Genomic DNA, 19,779 nt, shown 5'->3' on the forward strand with positions numbered 1-19,779 from the left:
TAACCAACATTGTCGTATCAATCTAATGCTGGGCGAGCTAGGCTCTTAGTTGAAAATGTTAAAAAATTCATTCATACTGAATATGAAATCTTTTATAGGTAAAGGGAGGAAATTTTGTGATCATTGCGATCATTTTTTTATTATTTGTTTCATTTTTCTTTTCGGGAAGTGAAACGGCATTGACAGCTACTAATAAAATGAGACTACAAACGAAGGCAAATAATAATGATAAAAAGGCGGAAAATCTATTAAATTTAGTATCTCAACCAAGTGAATTTATTACGACTATTTTAATCGGAAACAATATAGCTAATATTTTACTTCCTACCTTAGTGACAACGCTTGCGATTCAGTACGGATTCAATGTAGGGATTGCTTCTGCAATTCTAACCATTACGATTATCATTTTCTCTGAAGTGATTCCTAAATCAGTAGCAGCTGCGTTTCCAGATCGGATTGCCTTTGTTGTTTATCCGATCATTCGATTCTTTGTGATTGTTTTTAAACCGATCACGACCGTTCTTAATTGGTTAACCGGTTTTATTACAAGAGCATTATCCAAAGGTCAGGTCAACGCTGCATCGATATCGAAAGAAGAACTACGTACAATGGTTGATATTGCTGATTTGGAAGGAACGTTTAATCAGGCAGAATCCCATCGTATTAAGGGAGTTCTAGATTTTTACAGCTTAAATGTAAAAGATGCTTTGAAGACACCAAGAGTCGATATTTTTGCTTTCCCATGTACGGCTACTTTTGAAGAAGTAAGGGAGGTTGTCATGGAAAGTCCGTTTACAAGATATCCCGTTTATGATGAGAATATTGATGACATAGTTGCGGTCTTTCATTCAAAACAATTAATCTCTTGGTCAACAGAACCGGAGAAACCGTTGGAAGCATTCTGTGATACGAATCCTTTGATCGTCTATGAATTTCATTCGATTGAATGGGTATTAAATAAAATGACAAAAGAAAAAAAACATATGGCGATTGTGTTAGAAGAGTACGGGGGAACAGAAGGAATTCTAACGCATGAAGATGTTATTGAAGCCATGCTTGGGTTTGAAATTGAAGATGAAACCGATCTGGAAGGTGAAGGATTGGTTGAAAAATTAACGGAAACCGAAATCATTTGTGATGGTAAAATTCCTCTTTATCGTTTAAATTCCATTTTTTATACAGAAATTCCTGAAGAAGAAGACGTTCTTGCGGGCTACCTGTTAAAAGAAATAATTGAGTTTCCGGAAGAGGGGCAAGTCATAGAGCGAAATAATTTAACGTTTAAAATTCTAGAAGTTGAAGACAGAGCCATTAGAAAGGTTCAAATTATTAAATAAAGGGTCAGGTGAGTCATCTCCTTATAAAAAGGAAATGGCTCTTTATTTTTGATTAGAACCTGCAATCACTATTTCGTGCTGCATCTAGTTTTATGTTACAATTTCCGTAGCAAAATGAGTTAAAAAGAAAATGAGTAAAGGAAGAAATTAATGAGCAAAATATTGCCTGTTCAAAAGAACGATTATATAGAAGTTGTATTTGAAGATTTAACCCATGATGGAGCAGGAGTTGCCAAGGTGGATGGATATCCGCTGTTTGTGCCGAATGGACTTCCAGGTGAAAAGGGTAAAATCAAAGTAGTCAAAGTGAATAAAGGCTATGGATTCGGTCGTCTTATGGAAATTACGGAAGCAAGTCCTTATCGAGTGGAACCAGAGTGTTCCATATATAAGGAGTGTGGGGGCTGCCAGTTACAGCATTTGAGCTATGAAGGTCAATTGCTCGCAAAAGAAAAACAAGTAAGAGATGTGCTGCAACGAATTGGAAAACTGCCCGATGTAAAAGTACATCCTGTGCTGGGAATGGCAGAGCCTTGGAGATATCGAAATAAATCACAAGTACCAATTGGTGAGCATGAAGGCGGGTTAATCGGTGGCTTCTATCAACAACGCAGCCATCAAATCATTGACATGCAAACATGTTTGATCCAGCAGGAGAAAAATGATGAAGTGGTTCAAAAGGTAAAAGAAATTTGCCATGCCAACGGAGTTCGTGCCTATGATGAACCAAAACATAAGGGAGAGCTTCGCCATATTATGGCTCGTTATGGTCTAAAAAGCGGTGAGGTCATGGTAGTCTTGATCACTCGAACGAATGAGTTAACGAATAAAAAGAAAGTGGTTGAGGAGATTGTAGAAGCTATTCCAGGTGTAAAGTCCATTGTTCAAAATATAAATCCAAAAAAGACCAATGTCATTTTCGGTGATGAAACAAAGTTGCTTTGGGGAGAAGAGGTCATTTACGATTCGATCGGTGATATTCAATTTGCGATTTCAGCAAGATCCTTTTACCAAGTAAATCCGGAACAAACGAAAGTCTTATATGATCAAGCATTGGAATTCGCTGGATTGACAGGTGAAGAGACCGTTATTGATGCTTATTGTGGGATCGGCACCATTTCCCTTTTCCTTGCTCAAAAAGCACGGAAGGTCTACGGAGTAGAAATTGTTCCAGAAGCGATTGAAGATGCCAAACGAAATGCAGAGCTAAACGGCATTTCAAATGCAGAATTTGCAGTAGGGGAAGCCGAAGAAGTAATCCCTGGTTGGTATAAAAAGGGCGTTGTAGCGGATGTGTTAGTCGTTGATCCGCCGCGAAAAGGCTGTGATGAAAAGCTGTTGCAGACGATCATTGAAATGAAACCGAAAAAGGTGGTTTATGTGTCTTGTAATCCGGCTACTTTGGCAAGGGATTTACGGATATTGGAAGATGGTGGGTATCAGACGGTTGAAGTTCAGCCGGTGGATATGTTTCCGCAGACTATGCACGTCGAATGTATCTCGCAACTCATTTTAAAAGAAGGCACTAACCCTTGTGGTTGTTGCCTATTCTTGTTATTCGTTGAAAGGATTTACGAAGTTGTAATGAATACGTAGATTACCATCAATGCTACAGGTGACTTTATTCACCAGTGAGTGCAAGACTTGAGGAGTTAACTCGTTTAGTATTGAAACTTCTTTAAGCTTCTTACCTAAATCAATTGCATAATTCTCACTTTCGCACTCTTCCAGTTTTACTTGGTACTCGATCTTTATCGTTTCGAGTTCCGCTACTTCCTGGTCAATTTGTTTACGATATTCTACCAGTTCATCTCGAGAAATAATTTCGTCAGCATACATATCAAGATAATCTTTCTTTCTTGAACGTAATCTTTTCGATTTGTTTTCAATTTTTGTTATTTCATTTAAAATCGAAACCTTCTTTTGATCCAATCTTTTTTTCAAGCTCTGGATAAATTCATCATCTTGAATAGATTGGAATAATTCCTGTAAATCCTCTAGAATAAGATTCTTTAGTTCCTTCTCTCGGATAACAACTCTATTTAGGCAGAAAGTATCGCCGTACTTAATGTTTCCACCGCATCTATATCCTTTTTGATTTGCTTTGAACCACATTCCTTTTTGACAATTTTCACAGAACAGTACATTCGTGAACAGGTGCTTTTTAGGAGCAGTAGTTGTACGAGTTCTGGTTTGAAGCATTTTTTTTACAGCTTGAAAAGTCTCCTTTGGGATGATAGGCTGGTGCGTGTTTTCTTGAATCGTAGCTTGGTCTACATCAACAGTTCTTCGTTTTGTTGTTGTTACTGAAACTGTTTCAGTTCTGTTTTGAACAAGATCACCACAATAATGTTGATTGTTTAAGATATTCTTAATTGTAGAAGCGTGCCATAAAGGTGATGCGTTAGACTTATTAGCAATTTGTGAGGGTGTAGGGATCTTTTCTGCTGTGAAACTTTTTGCTATTGAGTCCATTCCTTTTCCCTCTAAATACTCCCTAAATATTCTTCTAACAATTTCCGGTGTATTATCCTCACGAATTTTTAGCTTGCCGCTGTCTGAATAATATCCATAAGGTGGATTAGAACCTACAAATAATCCTCTTTTGGCTTTTGTACGTTTGGCCTCCTTATTTCTCCGGCTGCTAGTGGCTGACTCATTTTCATACAGCCAAGCGAAGAGACCAAAGTTATGTACTTCTCCGGTAATCGTATTAATTGAATTATCTAGGCAGACAATATGAATATTATTCAACAGGCAGATATCTCGTAGTTCATACGATAATCTTCCATTACGGGCTAGTCTTGACAGTTCTTTAGCTAGTATCACATCAAATTTTCCGGCTTTTCCATCTTCAATTAGTGCCTTTAAACCAGGCCTGGTTCCTTTTGTTCCTGATTGTTTGTCAGTATAAATTTCCACAATCCCCCAATTATTTTGGGCAGCAGCGTAATTTCGAAATAAATCTATCTGGTTTTCGATAGAAGTTTTTTGTGAATCCATCTCTGTGGAGACACGAGCATATACTGCACATCTCAAAACACGATCACCACCATAAGTAGTATAGTATTGAGATGTTGGTGGGTTTGTAGGTATAGTATTGACCACATTTATAGGTCTTAATTGAGTTGTAATTAAATTCATTGATAGGTCTCCTTAATGTTTTAAACTATGTATAATTTTCGGTACTTCGTCCATACTAATAATAATTTTTCGATACTTCGTCCAAAATGGTATACCAATCTGGATAAAGTACCGAACAGGCCTCAAATGAAACCCCTAGTTAGAGGGGTTCTGGTTATCGTTTAAGTTGGTGATATTTTCGGACAGCTTAATGTTCGGTTCTTTGTCCATTAATCAACTTTTGCATTTCGATACTTCATCCAATAGGTGAATCAATCAGATTGGAGAAGATATTTGATTTCAAATGTAATTGTGGCTCCTGGTCAGTACAGAGAACAAGGCAGTCCACAAAATATAGGATGATGAGTCTCTTCTCATCTAGACCTAATTGATGATCTAATATTTCATTAAATCTGGAAAAGAATTTATCAGTTTCCACAAGTTGATAGGTTGTCTTTAAACTTTCTTTGCAAATTGTGTATTCTTTTATAGAGTCTTTGTGTTGTTGAATGAATTCGATTATTTTAAGCTCAAGTTCTCGATCTTCTAGATCTCTTGCTATCTTTAGCTTTTCTTCGAGTTCTTGTAAAAGTTTGTTCTTAATCTCAATACTTTGTTCAACTTCTATATTCATTTCGTGAATAAAAGCCAGTGTCTTAGATGTAATTTGTTTTGTTGAAATTAATTCCTTTACACGATTTAGTATTTCTGGGATAAATCTGTTGTGAACTTCTTGAATGTCAACTTTATATCCACAATCTTTACATACATAGTAATGATAGTAATAATTGACACCATTTCGTTTAGTAGAGCCATTATGTGTACTTAATAACTGATTGCAATGTCTGCATTTCACTTTGTTTAAAAATAAAAAAGGTGTATCTATACGACCAAAAGATTTTTGAAGACTGTTGTTTTGTTTAATTAATTGAAGGTGGAATTTACTAATGATAGGCTGATGTGATTTATCAAAGATGAATTGTTTCTGACCATCATCTTTTCTTTTTGGTACATCCCAGATCAATTTACCTGTATAAACAGGGTTTTTAAGTATGTTTTCAACTGTACTGGACCGCCAGATACCACCCTTGGGGGAAAGAATCCTTGCTTCATTCAATATTGAGGCTATTTTGTGTAAAGATTTCCCCCAGCTAGAGAGAAAGAAAATGAAGGATACAATGTCTGCATTTTCGTTTGGTTCTAGCTGCTTTTTTACCTGGTTGTATCCATAAGGTGTTCTTGATCCGGGTCTAAATGTTGCCTCGTTTTCTAAATCAGCAGTTAAGTTACCAACTGCACGTTCGGACTTTACCTCAGATTCGTGTTGAAATAACAAGAAATTCATTTTGATACTAGTATCTTCTGGATCAAGTGGTTTATTTGAATCCGTTGTGTAGATTTTAAGTTCCGGTAGCTTTTCTAGCATTGGGCGATAAAAGTCAATTGTAAATGAATAACCAGTACGATCCATTCGCGAAATATCGTGAAAAATAACAGTTGGTATATTCATTTCAACCATTTTCTCACCCAGTCTCATTAGTTGTTTTCGTTGGGCTGCACGTTTGGAATAAGCACTCGTAACGTCTTCAATGTAAATCAGTTCATTTGGGACAAAAAGATTATTCCGTTTAGCGAACTCTTGAATATGCTGTTTCTGAATTTCGACGCTATTATTTTCTTGTTGCTTATACGAAGAACGGCGAATATAAGCAAATGAAAGTTCCAAAATTAACTATCTCCTTTCAAGTATTATGTTGTTAAATAGATGGGGACTTAGAATTCTTTAAAATCTCTTGTTGAATCTTTTATAAAATCTCTGGTCAGCACAGTATTTATATAGTAAAATTTCGTAATTTTTTCGGTGAATGGGTTCAAGAATTGCGAGTGGATTAGGATTATTAAGAACAAATTCTTGAGCTTTAAATAGTGCACAGATTCTCGGGGATGATGCCAAGAATTTTAGTAGTTTCTCATTTGTATTAAACCTAAAATAAATTGCAATTCCTCTTTTCATATTAGTTCGTCTCCTTTTAATACATATTGAGTTTGTAAATCTGAAAGGTAGTCCAATTTGCTAACCTCAATGTTTACCTCATTTGGATAAACATATAATTCCTGGATAAGCAACGAAGTAAGAAAAAAAGGATTTGCTTGCCTACTTTTATGTAAATATTCTTTTACCATTCCTACCAAGCTCTCATTTTCTAATAAAAGGTCTTTTTTTTGTTCTACTTGATTAAGGAACCCCTTTTGTTTGTTCTCTAATTCAGTTAATTCAACATAGTGAGAGTTCTCTCTCCAATTTCTAAAATCATTAGTTTCTAAAATGATTTTTTCCATCAAGTGATGTTTCTTTATTTCCAATGTTTTCAGTTCTGCCTCAGTGTTTTTACGCATTGAATGGAAAAAGTTTCTTGAATCTTTAATAAGTTGTTCTGTATCTAGGTGCTCAATAAATTTCTCTAAAGACCTATTAATAATCAGAAATAAATCTTCTGTTGCTATTAAATTTTTTGTATGCTTACGTGAGCAGGAGTACCAGGCTTTATTATCAAGGACATTAAAGTGAAATTTCATTGGATTTCTACAAATGCCGCAACACAAATCGTATATGTCTTGATTTTTAAGAGACTGCTCCATCTCTTGATAGGATAAAATTACAGCATTGTTAACTTGCAATTTTTGAAATTCCTCATAGCTTAAATAAGGTTCTACGTGTGCAAGTTTATTTTTTCCGGTGGTCAGATCATATCCAGCATAAAAAGGATCCTTTGCAATTTTTAATAACTGATTTGGAGTGGTTTTAAGAACCTTGCTAAATTCTTTTAAAGAATGTTCCAAGTCTCTGTGTGTTGTAATTTTTCTGATTTCCGAAAAAAATAGGAGTAAAGCATCCTTCTTCGCAGGATCCTTACTATACTGTTTGGTCTCTTTTTGCTTTATATATCCAAGCTTGCGAGGAGGATATCTTTTCCGAGCTTCTTCGGTTCTCCTAGCAATATTTTTCCCTTCAACATCGCTTACAATGTTCATTACTCCTTCGACTAATATGTTATCTGTTGCTTGTTGATGACCATAACCTGCTGATGTGAAAAAAATCCTCACATTATGTTTCCTACATAAATTTACAAAGAAATTCCCTTCATAAAAGTCACGAAATAATCTTGTACGGTCAAAAGCGAAGATGATATCAACCTGATTATTAATAATTAATTGGATGAGCTTTTTCATTTCTGGCCGCTGCTCGATATTTAGTTTGTTAGCAGATACACCATCCTCATTCAAAATCAAAATTTCACTAGGAAGGTATTTCTCTCTATACAATGCATCAGCCGATTCTTGCATAGCTAAATCCTGGTTGGTAGAACTTACTCTCCGAAAAAATACCTTATACTTGTTCTGATTTTTTTTTGCTTGATTCATTAATTTTTCTTTCCTTTTCAGTTTCTTGTTAACTTGCCTGTAGCCGATGAAGATACATCTTTTTTGCTAAAAAATTTTACTAGGTTCAAGAATGTATCCAATATCATATAAAGAAGTTTTTCTTAGAATTTTTATTCTTCAACTTCACTCTGAATTTTTATTAGCTGTTCGAAAAGTGTTGGCTTTTGATTACCATTTCTTGATGAGATATCAAATATATTCACATTATGTTGTCGGCATAGTAAAACAAAGTAATTGAATGCATAAAAGTCTCTGAATAATCTTGAGCGATCATAAACGTAGACGATCTCAACCAGATCATTAATAATCATTTGTATTAGTCTTTTCATTTGTGGTCGCTTCTCAATATTTGTGTTAGCTGAAACTCCATCCTCATTCAAAATTAAAATCTCACTAGGTAAATAATTTTCTCTGTATATAGCATCTGCAAATTCTTGGTATTGAATATTACCGGTAGTATTAACCCGTCTAAAGAACACCTTATACTTTGTAATGTCCTCTTTAGTTTTAATCATTGTTTTCTCTTCCCTTCACTATGTTTTGATAAAGTAACTTCGCCTGTAGCCGATGAGGAACATCTAATTGCTCAATAATTATTCGCTGGATTAAATGTTGCATCCAAATATCAACTACAGGGTTTACCTCTGAATCCGTTTTAATATTAATTCTCTTCCGCATAAACACACCTCCGCTTTTCATCTTTGACGGAAAGAGGTGTGTTTTATACGGTTAAGCAAATATAACTAACTATTTATTGTTTCTGATCGTCAAATTTCAAATCAAATCTTAATTGAACAGATTCCTCTGTATCTGTGTGCTTAATAAGTATTTGGATAATTCCTTTCTCCTGACCGGGGAAAGAATTAATGGTTTTTTCTTTCATTGTTTATCCTCCCGTATTTATTGGCTAGAAATTGCTCTAGTAGGAACGGGGATAAAAAGCCTTCCTCTTGAAGCCTTACCAATTTTTCTACTAAAGTGTTTTGATTTAATCTCGTAAATGGAAAATCTTGATCTGTATGTCTCAAGCACATTCACTTCCTAACTGTTCTTTCTTATCTATTGTTTTTTTTCATTCGCTGGTTGATCTATCATTCTTTCTAATTCTGAAACTAATAAATCTTGGATAATAGTTCTTGCATTAAGTGCATTTTCTTGTGAAGCGTAGCAGCGTATAACTTTCAAAAACTCTCTCTCCTTTTTTTAGTGATGAATATGTCTGAAAAGTGGATGTAACTAAAACTCAATACTGATTCTTGTATGTAAGTGTTAAATTATTGGTTTAATTACTTCCAAATTTATTGCTTAAAAATTTTCAAATGGATTATATTCTCTAATTTTTTTAAAACCCAGTTTTTAGAGAAAAAAGTTCAAAAAAATATTTATTTTATTTTTACAGGGTAAAAGTCCTGTGAACATAGACTCTGTTTGAAGGGATTACCATTATATTTCCAAGTGCTGTTGTAGTATAATTAACTTACATATGTATATATGATTTTCATTTATGGGGTGTAACAATGATTACTGGAGAAATAAAAAACAAAGTGGATAAAGTCTGGGAAACATTCTGGACAGGTGGAATAACAAATCCTTTAACTGTTATTGAGCAGTTTACATATCTTTTATATATAAAAACATTGGATGATAACGAGAAGAAAAAAGAAATGGATGCGGAACTATTAGGCCTTGACTTCGAGGGCATCTTTCCAAAAGATAAGCCACAGCTACGTTGGTCTATTTTTTCAAATATGGGCCCGGATGAAATGTTTAATGTTGTATCCCAGGAAGTTTTCCCATTTATTAAAGACCTGGGGGAGAAAGGATCTGTTTACTCTAAATTTATGAAGGATGCTATTTTCGTAATTCCTACACCATCACTCTTAGCAAGAGTAGTTGCAGGAATAAATGGGTTAATGCAAGCCAGTAATACAGATGGTAAAAAGGATACTTTAGGTGATTTATATGAGTATTTACTTTCTAAACTTTCTACTGCTGGAACAAATGGTCAATTCAGGACTCCCCGTCATATCATTGATATGATTGTTAAATTGATGAAGCCAACACCTGAAGATATTATAGTAGATCCGGCAGCTGGTTCAGCAGGATTTCTTGTTTCCGCAGGAGACTATCTAAAAGAAAATCATAGTGATATGTTTCTAGTTCAAAGTCTGAGGGAGCATTTCAACCAAAAAATGTTCCACGGATTTGAAATGGATGGAACAATGCTTCGTATTGGGGCAATGAATATGATGCTTCACGGAGTAGATAATCCTAATATTGCTTACCGAGATAGTTTATCCGAGCAAAATAAGGATAATGAGCAGTACACTCTTGTTCTAGCTAATCCACCTTTTAAAGGTTCTTTGGATTATGATTCCGTATCTAATGATCTTCTAAAAATAACAAAAACAAAGAAGACTGAGTTATTATTCTTAGCATTATTTATTAGAATGCTTAAAAAAGGCGGAAGAGCTGCTGTTATTGTTCCAGATGGTGTTCTCTTTGGTAGTTCTAATGCACATAAATCTATTCGAAAAGTAATTGTTGATAATCATAAATTAGAAGCAATTATTTCAATGCCATCAGGAGTGTTTAAACCTTACGCAGGGGTTTCAACTGCAATAATGATTTTTACAAAAACAGGTGTTGGTGGAACTGATAAAATTTGGTTCTATGATATGAAAGCAGATGGTTATTCTTTAGATGATAAACGCCTTCCAGTAAAAGAAAATGATATTCCAGATATAATTTCTAGGTTTAATGATTTGGCTGCTGAGAAAGAAAGAAAGCGTACTGAACAATCCTTTTTTGTACAAGTAGATGAAATTCGGAATAATGGATATGACTTATCTATTAACAAATATAAAAAGATTGAATATGAAGAAGTAGTTTATGACAAACCTGAAGTTATAATGAAAAATTTATTGGCTATTGAGGTAGAAATTGAAACTGGTTTAAAAGAATTAAAAGGTTTAATTGAAGGAAGTTTATAATATGAAAGAATTTACTGTTAAGCAATTGTTTAAAATAACAAAAGGGAAAAAGGTTGAGCAAATAAGTCCCGAAAATATAAATAAAGTTAGGTTTATTCAAATAGATGATTTACGTAATAACAATAATATAAAATATTGTTCTAATGATGAAAAGTATGTATACGCAACGAAGAATGATGTAATTATTGCTTGGGACGGAGCTAATGCAGGTACTATTGGATATAGTCTGGAAGGTGCTATAGGTAGTACCCTTGCAGTATTAAAAAGGAGGAGAGAAGATTTTTCTATCGCTTATGTAGCAAAATTTTTGCAATCTAAATCTCAATTTTTAAGAGATAATTGTACAGGTGCAACGATACCTCATATTTCCAGACAGGTATTAGAAAATATTAAGATTCCACTTCCATCTTTCGAAACACAAGAAAAAATTGTTGACGTATTAGATAAAGTTCAAGCTCTTGTAGAAAAACGTAAAATTCAAATATCATCATTAACAGCTCTTACTCAAAGTGTTTTTTTGGAAATTTTTGGAGACCCGGTTTGTAATAACAAAGGATGGACTACTTATAAACTTGAGGATATATGTACTAAAATTACTGACGGAACCCACGATACTCCTAAAAGGTTATCTTCAGGAGTTATGTTAATTACAGGGAAGAATATTAGACCTTTTCAAATAGATTATTCTAATTTGGATTACGTATCAGAAGACGACCATAAAATAATATATTCGAGATGTAACCCTGAGTATGGTGATATACTTTACACAAATATCGGTGTGAATCTTGGTACAGCAGTAATGAATGATATCCTTGAAGAATTTAGTATGAAAAACGTCGCTTTATTAAAAATAAATAAAGGTCTAGTTGAATCTAGATATTTGGAGTCTTTATTAAATTATGTGCCAATGAAAAACTCAATTATAGAAACATCATCGAGTGGTGGAGCACAAAAGTTCTTAAGTCTAGGAAAAATTAAGAATGTTGTTTTACCAATTCCACCATTAGAGACTCAACTTAAATATACCAAAATAGTTGAGGAAATATTGCAACGAAAAAATTTATTAGAGAAGAATTTGATAAACATTGAAGATTTATCTAACTCCCTGATGCAACAGGCGTTTAAAGGAGTATTATTTAGCAATTAATAAGTTAATATGCAAAATAGAACGGTTTTAGGGGGGGATTGATTTGTTACGCAATTTTGAGTTTTTAGTAGAAAAAGCTCAATTTAATAGTTTTGCAAATGCTTGCTTGGAGGCAGAGAAAAGCCTCCAAGTGAGTCCGGCTACTTGTGCAATTTTGACTCGTCGTGCATTTGAATTAGCTGTAAAATGGCTATATGCTTCCGATAGTGAGCTAAAGGTACCTTATCAGGATAATTTGTCAAGTTTGATTCACGAGCCAACATTTAAATCAATCATTGATGAGGATCTTTTCCCTTTAATGAAATATATCATTAAACTAGGTAACGTGGCAGTACACACAAACTCAAACATTACACGAGATGAAGCAGTGTTAGCGTTACATAATCTTCATCAATTTATTGATTGGTTAGATTATTGTTATTCTGATAATTATTCAGAGTCAGAATTCAACGAAGAAGTTCTTTTGAGTGGAGAAGAGTCAAGAAAAAGACCTGAAGAATATAAAGAGTTGTACGAGAAATTAAGCTCGAAGGATCGAAAACTTGAAGACTTGATGCAGGAAAATGAAAAACTGAGGAAGGTTTTAACTGAAAAACGAATAGAAAATACAGAACAATACGATTTCCAAGTAGATGAACTCTCGGAATATAACACCCGAAAAATTTATATTGATCTGGAGCTTAAATTAGCAGGGTGGGAGTTTGGGCGAGACGTTCTTGTAGAGTATCAAGTAACAGGTATGCCGAATAATCAAGGTATTGGATTTGTTGATTATGTGTTACTTGGTGACAATGGTAAGCCAATAGCTGTAGTTGAAGCAAAGAAAACTTCGTATGATGCAAACAAAGGAAAGCAGCAAGCTAAATTATATGCTGATTGCATTGAACAAATGCACGGACAAAGACCAATTATCTTCTACACAAATGGATTCGATATTCGCCTTTGGGATGATGTGAATTACCCTGAGAGGAAAGTATCTGGGTTTTATACAAAGTCGGATCTTCAATTATTAATTGATCGTCGAACAATTCAAAGACCCTTAGTGGATATTGAAATTAAAGATGAGATCTCCAACCGTTATTACCAAAAAGAAGCAATCCTTGCTGTTTGTGAGGCTATTCAATCAAAACAACGAAAAACACTCTTAGTTATGGCTACTGGAAGCGGTAAAACAAGAACCGCAGTATCCCTAGTAGATGTTTTAGTAAGACACAACTGGGTGAAAAATGTATTGTTCTTGGCAGACAGAACTGCTCTAGTTCTACAAGCAAAGAAAAACTTTAATAATCTCCTACCAAGTATGACTCTTTGTAATTTGCTTGATAACAAAGATAACCCAGAATTAAGCCGGATGGTATTTTCGACATATCCAACGATGATGAATGCAATTGATGATACTAAGCGAAAAGACGGTAATAAGCTTTTTACAGTAGGTCATTTCGATTTAATCATTATAGATGAAAGTCACCGGAGTATTTATAAAAAATACCGGGAAATCTTTGATTACTTTGATGGTGTCCTTTTAGGGCTAACAGCGACCCCAAAGGATGAAATCGATAAAAATACTTATGATATTTTTGGCTTAGAAACTGGTGCCCCTACTTATGCATATGAACTTGAACAGGCAGTAAAAGATGGTTATTTAGTCGAGTATCGAACTATTGAGTCAACTTCTAAGATCCTGGATGATGGCCTCCGTTATGATGAATTGTCGGATGAAGAAAAAGAACAATTTGAAGATACTTTTGGTGAAGAAGAAGGCGAAGAAATAGGCCACTCTGCTGTTAACCAGTGGTTGTTTAATGACAATACTATCGATCAAGTACTGAATGACCTAATGGAGAAAGGAATTAAGGTTGAGGGTGGAGATAAGCTTGGTAAGACAATTATCTTTGCTAATAATTCCAAGCACGCTAAACGTATCGTTGAACGTTTTAACCATATATATCCGCAATACAACGGTAAATTTGCTGCTCAAATTGATTATAAAGTCGATTATGTACAAACTCTAATAGACGATTTTTCAACAAAGGATAAATTTCCGCAAATTGCAGTATCTGTCGATATGTTAGATACAGGGGTAGATATTCCTGAAGTGGTCAACCTGGTATTTTTCAAAAAAGTTCGTTCAAAGTCGAAGTTCTGGCAGATGATTGGCCGAGGTACTCGCCTATGTTCAAATCTCTTTGGAGTCGGTGAGGATAAAGAGTACTTTTTAATTTTTGATTATTTAAGAAACTTTGAGTTTTTTAGAGAAAATCAAAAAGGAATTGAAGGCAAAGTTTCAGTTGGATTAACTGAACGGATCTTTAATTTGAAAGTAGATATTATTAAAGAGCTTCAAGCACTTGATTTCCAAGAAGAACTTTATATTCGGCACCGTAAAGAACTAATTGAAGATGTTTATCAAGAGATTAGCCGGCTAAATGAGGAAAACTTCCAAGTAAGAATGCATTTGCAGTTCGTGCACAAATATAAAAACCGGGAGAATTGGGGAGCCCTTAGCGTAACGAACGTTAGTGAAATTCAAGAGCATATTTCCCCGTTGATTATTTCAATGGTCGATGATGAATTAGCAAAGCGATTTGATAGTGTAATGTATTCCATTGAACTTGCCAAGCTTACTGCAAAGAATGCAACTAGACCTATAAAGAGTGTTGTTCAGACAGCTGAAGAGTTATCTAAGTTAAGTACTATCCCTCAAGTTAATGCTCAAAGGGACATTCTATTGAAGGTACAGACAGATGTTTTTTGGGAAGAAGCCAATATTTTTGAACTTGAAGAAGTACGTGAAGCAATACGAGAGTTAGTTAAATTCTTAGAAAAAGAAAGCCAAAAAGATTATTACACGAACTTCAAGGATAACTTCACTTTAATTGGTGAAGGTGAAGCACCTTTTTACGGCTCAAATGACCTGCAAAATTACCGCAAGAAGGTTAATCAATATTTAAAAGAACATCAAGATCAAACAGCAATTTATAAGCTGCGACATAACAAGCCACTGACTAGACAAGATGTAGAAACTCTTGAAGGGATTTTATGGTCTGAACTAGGAACTCAGGATGACTATAAAAAAGAATTTGGTGATACCCCGATTGCAAAACTTGTTAGACAAATAGTTGGTCTTGATCAACAGGCAGCTAATGAAGCTTTTTCAGAGTTTTTAAATAAAGAAAAGTTGAATGTTAATCAACTTCGATTCGTTAAACTCATCATCGATTATGTTGTGAAGAACGGTACTCTAGAGAAAAAAGTATTACAAGAAGATCCTTTTCGGGCTCTAGGCAGCGTAACTGAGCTGTTTAGAGATAATATTGATGACGTAAGAGCAATTATACGAGTTATTGATACGATTAATCGTAATGTTGAGGAGTATGAAGGGGCTTAAGTGTCTAGTGATTAAATATAAAAAAGGACCAATTTGGTCCTTTTTTACGTAACAAACGAGATCTTGGCCATTAATCTTGCTTGCTACTAGTCGTATCTATAGTATAGCAACTAATTGATTATTTAATCCTCCTGTATTTGCCAATCTTTTAATCACAATATAAGTATTAACCAAAGTACATATGATTTTTGAAAATTAGAAAGGAAAAAATCCTATGAGTAGACTTCAAACAATTGAAAATAGACTGAAGGAAATAAATGACAGTTTTCCAAGATTTATGCGATAGCTATTTAATTTTACGTAATTTAAATTATGAATCTTTTGCAAGAACAGGAAGCCAAACAGTCCGTAAAATATACGTGCGGAGAAGATAAAAAAATTAGACGATTTCTATGACAAAAGGAAAATGTAAAAGAGTGTAAGGTAGTCTGTTTTTCGTCTGAGGGAGGAATCTTGGTTTGAAAGAAAACAGTACAAAATTTTGGAAAAGTAATAAATTTATAATTTTAATACTTGTAGTTTTTCCTGCGTTAATTTTTTTATGTTTATTATATTTAGTCTACGGTAACTTATGGGAAGCTTTGGTCAAAATGTATAAATTAAGAGGAAAACCGCAGGAAACGGCGGATGCAGTAGCTTCCTTATCTGATCTCTGGACATTTTTGCTTACTGTGTATTCAATAGGGATCACTGGATATTTCAGTTATTTAGTTTGGAAAATTAATAAGAGGAGTTTATATATATCAGAAGAGCTTGAAAATCTAGAGAAAAATAGAGACTTTGAGGATAGACGAAAACGAGCATTAATTGTGTATTATGACTTACAACGTGGATTAACCTACATTCGAGAATTATATATCAGTCTGATTATAAAAGAGGAGAAACCTAAACTTAATCGAATTTTCTTCAGTGAGAATTGGATTGAAAATGTTGCTGCATTAAGAAGTAATTTAGAAAATGATGATATTAGTAAGCTTTATAAAATTTATAATGATTTTTATACTATAAAAAATCTTCTTGAAGTAGATAAAGATATTGATGACGTAAAAGGTGAGGAATTAAGGAAGTTTATAGATGATCTATCGAACCAAATATTTTCTGATTTTCCCCCTCTACAATTAATGGATCGATTTTCTTTATTAAGTACTGAGGATTTAGTTGATATTGATATATTTATACTTTTACATAAGATTTATAGACTTACATTTTCTAATAAAGATATTGAATTTGTAGATGGTAACAAATATCTTATAGATGGTACTAATCATTACTGTTTTATTTCTGGGGATCTCTATAACGGTGAGGCAATTCTATATACTACAAATGGATGGGAGAAGGCCAGAGGTTATATATCTGACGGTGTATTTAAATCGGGGAATGTTAGTGGTTATTTAAGTTCGAATAAAAGAATCTATTTTATAAATTATGAGACTGTCAACTCAATTAGAGAAAAAAATGAATTAGAGTTGAAAAATCCAAATAATGAGGATGAATATTTTTATAAAGGTATTTTTTACAATGGTGCTATAACAGACGGTATAACTTTAAAGTTTTATAAGGATGGCAAAATGAAATATTGGGGGGAAGTGAAAGATGGTTATAAATCCGGAATTGGAAAAACTTTCGATTCTAATGGTGAACTATTTTTTGAAGGAAAATATGAAACAAATGAAAGAATAAAGGGAAAATTATATAAAAATGGAAGAGTTAGATTTGAAGGAACATTTGTTAATGGTAAACCGTGGGATGGATATGTGAACAAATATGATTTTCCAAATGAATATGTTAAAGCATTTACAGGGGAGATAAAAGAAGGGATTCCTTATAAAGGAGAAGGATTGTTATTTAAATCAGGTGATGGAATAGACAGTTTAGAAGAATTGCTTGTTAGAGATGCATATTATGAGGACCAAATAGACCAAATGAGTGAAGAACAAGAAAGAGATTACGAAGAAGACGAGCGTGCATTTGAAAACCAGCAAATACGAGATGAATATTATGGCTGGGAGGAATATATAAAGACAGATTGGAAAAATGGAATTTCGCAAGAAAGAACAAATGTAGAAAGAAATAAAATTTTATATTATAACCCAAATTTAGTAAGAACTACCCAAGACCAGTAGGTATAGTAAATGTGATGTTGGATAAATCTGCATATAGAAATATCTTATCAAGTTTGGTCACATATGCCCTTAAACAGCTAATATATAATACTCTCCACCCCTTTGCCTTTTGCATAAGCAGAGAAAGTTAGTCAAGCTTCGATACGGCATATTGTCTTGTAACAGGAGTCTAAATTTGAAATCCGGCTGCCGTAATTGGCAGCTTTTTCTTATTGATTTAAAGGTGCAGTAGCTTAAGAAGGATTTAAGATTTTATATACCGAATTCTTAGGAGGTAAGAGTTTTTAAAAAAAGAGGTTTTTAAAATGGCTAATTTAACAGAGGAATCATTAATGTCGCTATTTATTAGAATGTATTATAACGAAACTTCAATTTCATCAGGAACAGCTTTTATAGTAACATCTTCTTCGGGATATTTTTTAATAACTAATAGGCAAAATATTACTGGGAGAAACAGTGAAACTAATAAACCTTTCTTTCCTACAGGAGCAATTCCCAAATGGAGATATATCATAACAGGATAAATGCAAAAGGATTCAATATAATTAAATATGAAGATCTATATTTAGAAGATGGGGAAACACCTAAATGGATTGAACATCCAAATCTTGGTTTCAGAGTGGATTTTGTAGCTCTTCCCTTGACAGATTTAAATGATGTACAGGTAAATCCTTATTATTTAGATTTGGGTGAAGATATCATAATTGGAGTTACTGAGGCAGTAAGTGTAGTTGGATTCCTATTTGGAATTCAGGTAGGAAGCAATGCAGCAATTTGGCCAACAGGAACAGTAGCGTTTTGAACCTGATATTAATTATATGGATTTACCATTATTATTAATTGATCATTGTAGAAGTAGACAAGGGCAGTCAGGATCTCCAGTTATTGCATATCGTAAGGAATCGGATTTAGGTTTGGTTTGGAAAGCTTCAGCAATAAAAGAGTTGATAGATAGTATTTGAACAATTTATTTCAGGTACAAGTAGAATTTGATGAATAATAAAAAAGAAATAAAGATGCTCTTGAAAGAATATTAGGACAAAGAATAAAGAGAATTCAATGAAGGGAAAAATTCCCTATCTTAGAAGGTAAGCCTCGGATAAAATGATTTTGAAATTGAGAATAATATTTAGGTAACAATGCCACAGAACTAATAATAAAATATTCATATATACGAAAAACTTCATATAGTTAGTAAAAAAGTAAACAAAAGAATATAGAAAAATCAAATATACAGTTAATCCATTAATAACTGCCTATGATGGGTTAAGTGAAATTATTCAATCATAAAGTAATAGATTTATAATTTTTCGATAAAAGTTTATAGACGGAGGATTTATGTGCCAATTTATTAAACAATTGTGGCTCAATGGCAACACGTTGGATTCAGTTGAGATATCTTCAATGCTTCCAAATATTTTACAGTTAGCAGGAGCTATTTTAACCCTAATTACAGCTATTTTAACTAGTTTAGGACTCTTTCAAAATACAATACAAGGGATTCGTGCTATTATACCGGGTTTCAGGAATGAGAAGCAACCCAAAGAAATTGACAACAAGGTTAAAATTATAAAAAATACAAGCGATTTAAGAAAATTTACTAGAGAACTGGCTTATGCGATTACGGGAATAATTTTAATTGTTTTGGGTTATATCTTTGCTGCTACAGGTTTTGACTATATAGAAAAATTTAGTTTTTATTTCTTAGGGCCAATTATTATTCCTGTCATAGTTATCTTAATTTCTGGTTATAATTTTTTAAAACCATTAATTTCTTATAAAAAGTTTATTAAAGGACGATTTTTATTCACATTGATTTTTTTACTATTTACATTATTAAGTTTTTACTTAATGTATATTTATGAGTGGTTTGCTATTGTATCTGCTTTCATTGGTACAACTACATTATTAATTTACTTAGTTATTATTTTTCTAGAAAATAGCATTGTAAATGTCGTGATTAATCGAGAGTTAGAAAATTTGTATAAAAGTACTATTGAAAAAGTAGAAGAAGGAATTGGTAATGCAGAAAATAACGCCCGGAAAGCTGTTTCTGAGCAGGGCCCTGAATTAAAGAAATTAGAAAAATTATTAAACTTAGATGAATCTATAACTTCAAGTAAGGATAATCAAGAAAGTGAAAAGAAGTAACTTGTACTAGTTGTCTAGGAGAGATCTTTTATGAAGTATCAGGTTTAAATGTTATTATAGATTATAAACTTTA

At 33.4% G+C, this 19,779-nt stretch carries 17 protein-coding genes; 10 read left to right on the plus strand and 7 right to left on the minus strand.

Translation table 11 applies throughout. The features are described 5' to 3' along the window. The first annotated feature begins 116 nt into the window (after positions 1–116). Together Q5760_RS02425 and rlmD are read left to right on the plus strand one after the other, a co-directional pair. On the plus strand, positions 117–1,337 hold the full coding sequence (locus Q5760_RS02425) for a hemolysin family protein (protein WP_428910692.1): 1,221 nt from the start codon (positions 117–119) through the stop codon (positions 1,335–1,337). Between the two features lie 150 nt (positions 1,338–1,487). Then, positions 1,488–2,933: a 23S rRNA (uracil(1939)-C(5))-methyltransferase RlmD gene (rlmD, locus tag Q5760_RS02430; RefSeq protein ID WP_428910693.1), complete on the plus strand. Its 1,446-nt coding sequence runs from the start codon at positions 1,488–1,490 to the stop codon at positions 2,931–2,933. Here the strand turns inward: rlmD and Q5760_RS02435 are convergent. The 7 genes from Q5760_RS02435 to Q5760_RS02465 all read right to left on the minus strand — a co-directional run bounded on the left by Q5760_RS02435 (position 2,892) and on the right by Q5760_RS02465 (position 9,089). Further along, complete coding sequence (locus Q5760_RS02435; RefSeq protein ID WP_428910694.1) at positions 2,892–4,481, minus strand: recombinase family protein; 1,590 nt, start codon at positions 4,479–4,481, stop codon at positions 2,892–2,894. The genes rlmD and Q5760_RS02435 overlap by 42 nt on opposite strands. Before the next feature lie 235 nt (positions 4,482–4,716). Further along, positions 4,717–6,186, minus strand: a complete 1,470-nt coding sequence (locus Q5760_RS02440; protein WP_428910695.1) for a recombinase family protein — start codon at positions 6,184–6,186, stop codon at positions 4,717–4,719. A gap of 284 nt (positions 6,187–6,470) precedes the next feature. Then, a complete protein-coding gene (locus Q5760_RS02445; RefSeq protein ID WP_428910696.1) occupies positions 6,471–7,883 on the minus strand; it encodes a recombinase family protein in 1,413 nt (470 codons plus the stop codon). Positions 7,884–8,014: 131 nt separating this feature from the next. Next, positions 8,015–8,419: a recombinase family protein gene (locus Q5760_RS02450; RefSeq protein WP_428910697.1), complete on the minus strand. Its 405-nt coding sequence runs from the start codon at positions 8,417–8,419 to the stop codon at positions 8,015–8,017. Further along, entirely contained in the window at positions 8,412–8,582 is a 171-nt protein-coding gene (locus Q5760_RS02455) for a hypothetical protein (protein WP_428910698.1), read from the minus strand. The genes Q5760_RS02450 and Q5760_RS02455 overlap by 8 nt, the downstream gene beginning before the upstream one ends. Before the next feature lie 73 nt (positions 8,583–8,655). Continuing rightward, a complete protein-coding gene (locus tag Q5760_RS02460) occupies positions 8,656–8,787 on the minus strand; it encodes a hypothetical protein (RefSeq protein ID WP_428910699.1) in 132 nt (43 codons plus the stop codon). A gap of 176 nt (positions 8,788–8,963) precedes the next feature. Continuing rightward, positions 8,964–9,089: a hypothetical protein gene (locus Q5760_RS02465; protein WP_428910700.1), complete on the minus strand. Its 126-nt coding sequence runs from the start codon at positions 9,087–9,089 to the stop codon at positions 8,964–8,966. 332 nt (positions 9,090–9,421) lie between these two features. Between Q5760_RS02465 and Q5760_RS02470 the strand changes: the two genes are divergently transcribed. The 8 genes from Q5760_RS02470 (at position 9,422) to Q5760_RS02505 (ending at position 19,706) form a co-directional block, all read left to right on the plus strand. Further along, a complete protein-coding gene (locus tag Q5760_RS02470; protein WP_428910701.1) occupies positions 9,422–10,897 on the plus strand; it encodes a type I restriction-modification system subunit M in 1,476 nt (491 codons plus the stop codon). A gap of 1 nt (position 10,898) precedes the next feature. Continuing rightward, entirely contained in the window at positions 10,899–12,044 is a 1,146-nt protein-coding gene (locus Q5760_RS02475; protein ID WP_428910702.1) for a restriction endonuclease subunit S, read from the plus strand. A 43-nt stretch (positions 12,045–12,087) separates the two neighbouring features. Continuing rightward, on the plus strand, positions 12,088–15,432 hold the full coding sequence (locus Q5760_RS02480) for a DEAD/DEAH box helicase family protein (protein WP_428910703.1): 3,345 nt from the start codon (positions 12,088–12,090) through the stop codon (positions 15,430–15,432). Between the two features lie 458 nt (positions 15,433–15,890). Continuing rightward, positions 15,891–17,555 (plus strand): toxin-antitoxin system YwqK family antitoxin, encoded by a 1,665-nt coding sequence (locus Q5760_RS02485; RefSeq protein ID WP_428910704.1) that lies wholly within the window; start codon positions 15,891–15,893, stop codon positions 17,553–17,555. 305 nt (positions 17,556–17,860) lie between these two features. Further along, on the plus strand, positions 17,861–18,079 hold the full coding sequence (locus Q5760_RS02490; protein ID WP_428910705.1) for a hypothetical protein: 219 nt from the start codon (positions 17,861–17,863) through the stop codon (positions 18,077–18,079). Then, positions 18,055–18,357, plus strand: a complete 303-nt coding sequence (locus tag Q5760_RS02495; RefSeq protein WP_428910706.1) for a hypothetical protein — start codon at positions 18,055–18,057, stop codon at positions 18,355–18,357. Before Q5760_RS02490 ends, Q5760_RS02495 begins: the two co-directional genes overlap by 25 nt. 16 nt (positions 18,358–18,373) lie before the next feature. Further along, positions 18,374–18,517, plus strand: coding sequence for a hypothetical protein (locus Q5760_RS02500; protein ID WP_428910707.1), 144 nt, complete (start codon positions 18,374–18,376; stop codon positions 18,515–18,517). 418 nt (positions 18,518–18,935) lie between these two features. Next, complete coding sequence (locus tag Q5760_RS02505) at positions 18,936–19,706, plus strand: hypothetical protein (protein WP_428910708.1); 771 nt, start codon at positions 18,936–18,938, stop codon at positions 19,704–19,706. Positions 19,707–19,779 lie beyond the last annotated feature (73 nt).

The organism is Niallia sp. Kr1 (assembly GCF_050389805.1).
GTDB lineage: Bacteria > Bacillota > Bacilli > Bacillales > Cytobacillaceae > Bacillus_BD.

Bases quoted from the DNA above. Each gene is read 5' to 3' on its own strand.
- rlmD (WP_428910693.1), top strand. From the start codon at position 1,488: ATGAGCAAAATATTGCCTGTTCAAAAGAACGATTATATAGAAGTTGTA.
- Q5760_RS02435 (WP_428910694.1), bottom strand. From the start codon at position 4,481: ATGAATTTAATTACAACTCAATTAAGACCTATAAATGTGGTCAATACT.
- Q5760_RS02445 (WP_428910696.1), bottom strand. From the start codon at position 7,883: ATGAATCAAGCAAAAAAAAATCAGAACAAGTATAAGGTATTTTTTCGG.
- Q5760_RS02450 (WP_428910697.1), bottom strand. From the start codon at position 8,419: ATGATTAAAACTAAAGAGGACATTACAAAGTATAAGGTGTTCTTTAGA.
- Q5760_RS02455 (WP_428910698.1), bottom strand. From the start codon at position 8,582: ATGCGGAAGAGAATTAATATTAAAACGGATTCAGAGGTAAACCCTGTA.
- Q5760_RS02460 (WP_428910699.1), bottom strand. From the start codon at position 8,787: ATGAAAGAAAAAACCATTAATTCTTTCCCCGGTCAGGAGAAAGGAATT.
- Q5760_RS02470 (WP_428910701.1), top strand. From the start codon at position 9,422: ATGATTACTGGAGAAATAAAAAACAAAGTGGATAAAGTCTGGGAAACA.
- Q5760_RS02475 (WP_428910702.1), top strand. From the start codon at position 10,899: ATGAAAGAATTTACTGTTAAGCAATTGTTTAAAATAACAAAAGGGAAA.
- Q5760_RS02490 (WP_428910705.1), top strand. From the start codon at position 17,861: ATGGCTAATTTAACAGAGGAATCATTAATGTCGCTATTTATTAGAATG.
- Q5760_RS02495 (WP_428910706.1), top strand. From the start codon at position 18,055: ATGGAGATATATCATAACAGGATAAATGCAAAAGGATTCAATATAATT.
- Q5760_RS02500 (WP_428910707.1), top strand. From the start codon at position 18,374: ATGGATTTACCATTATTATTAATTGATCATTGTAGAAGTAGACAAGGG.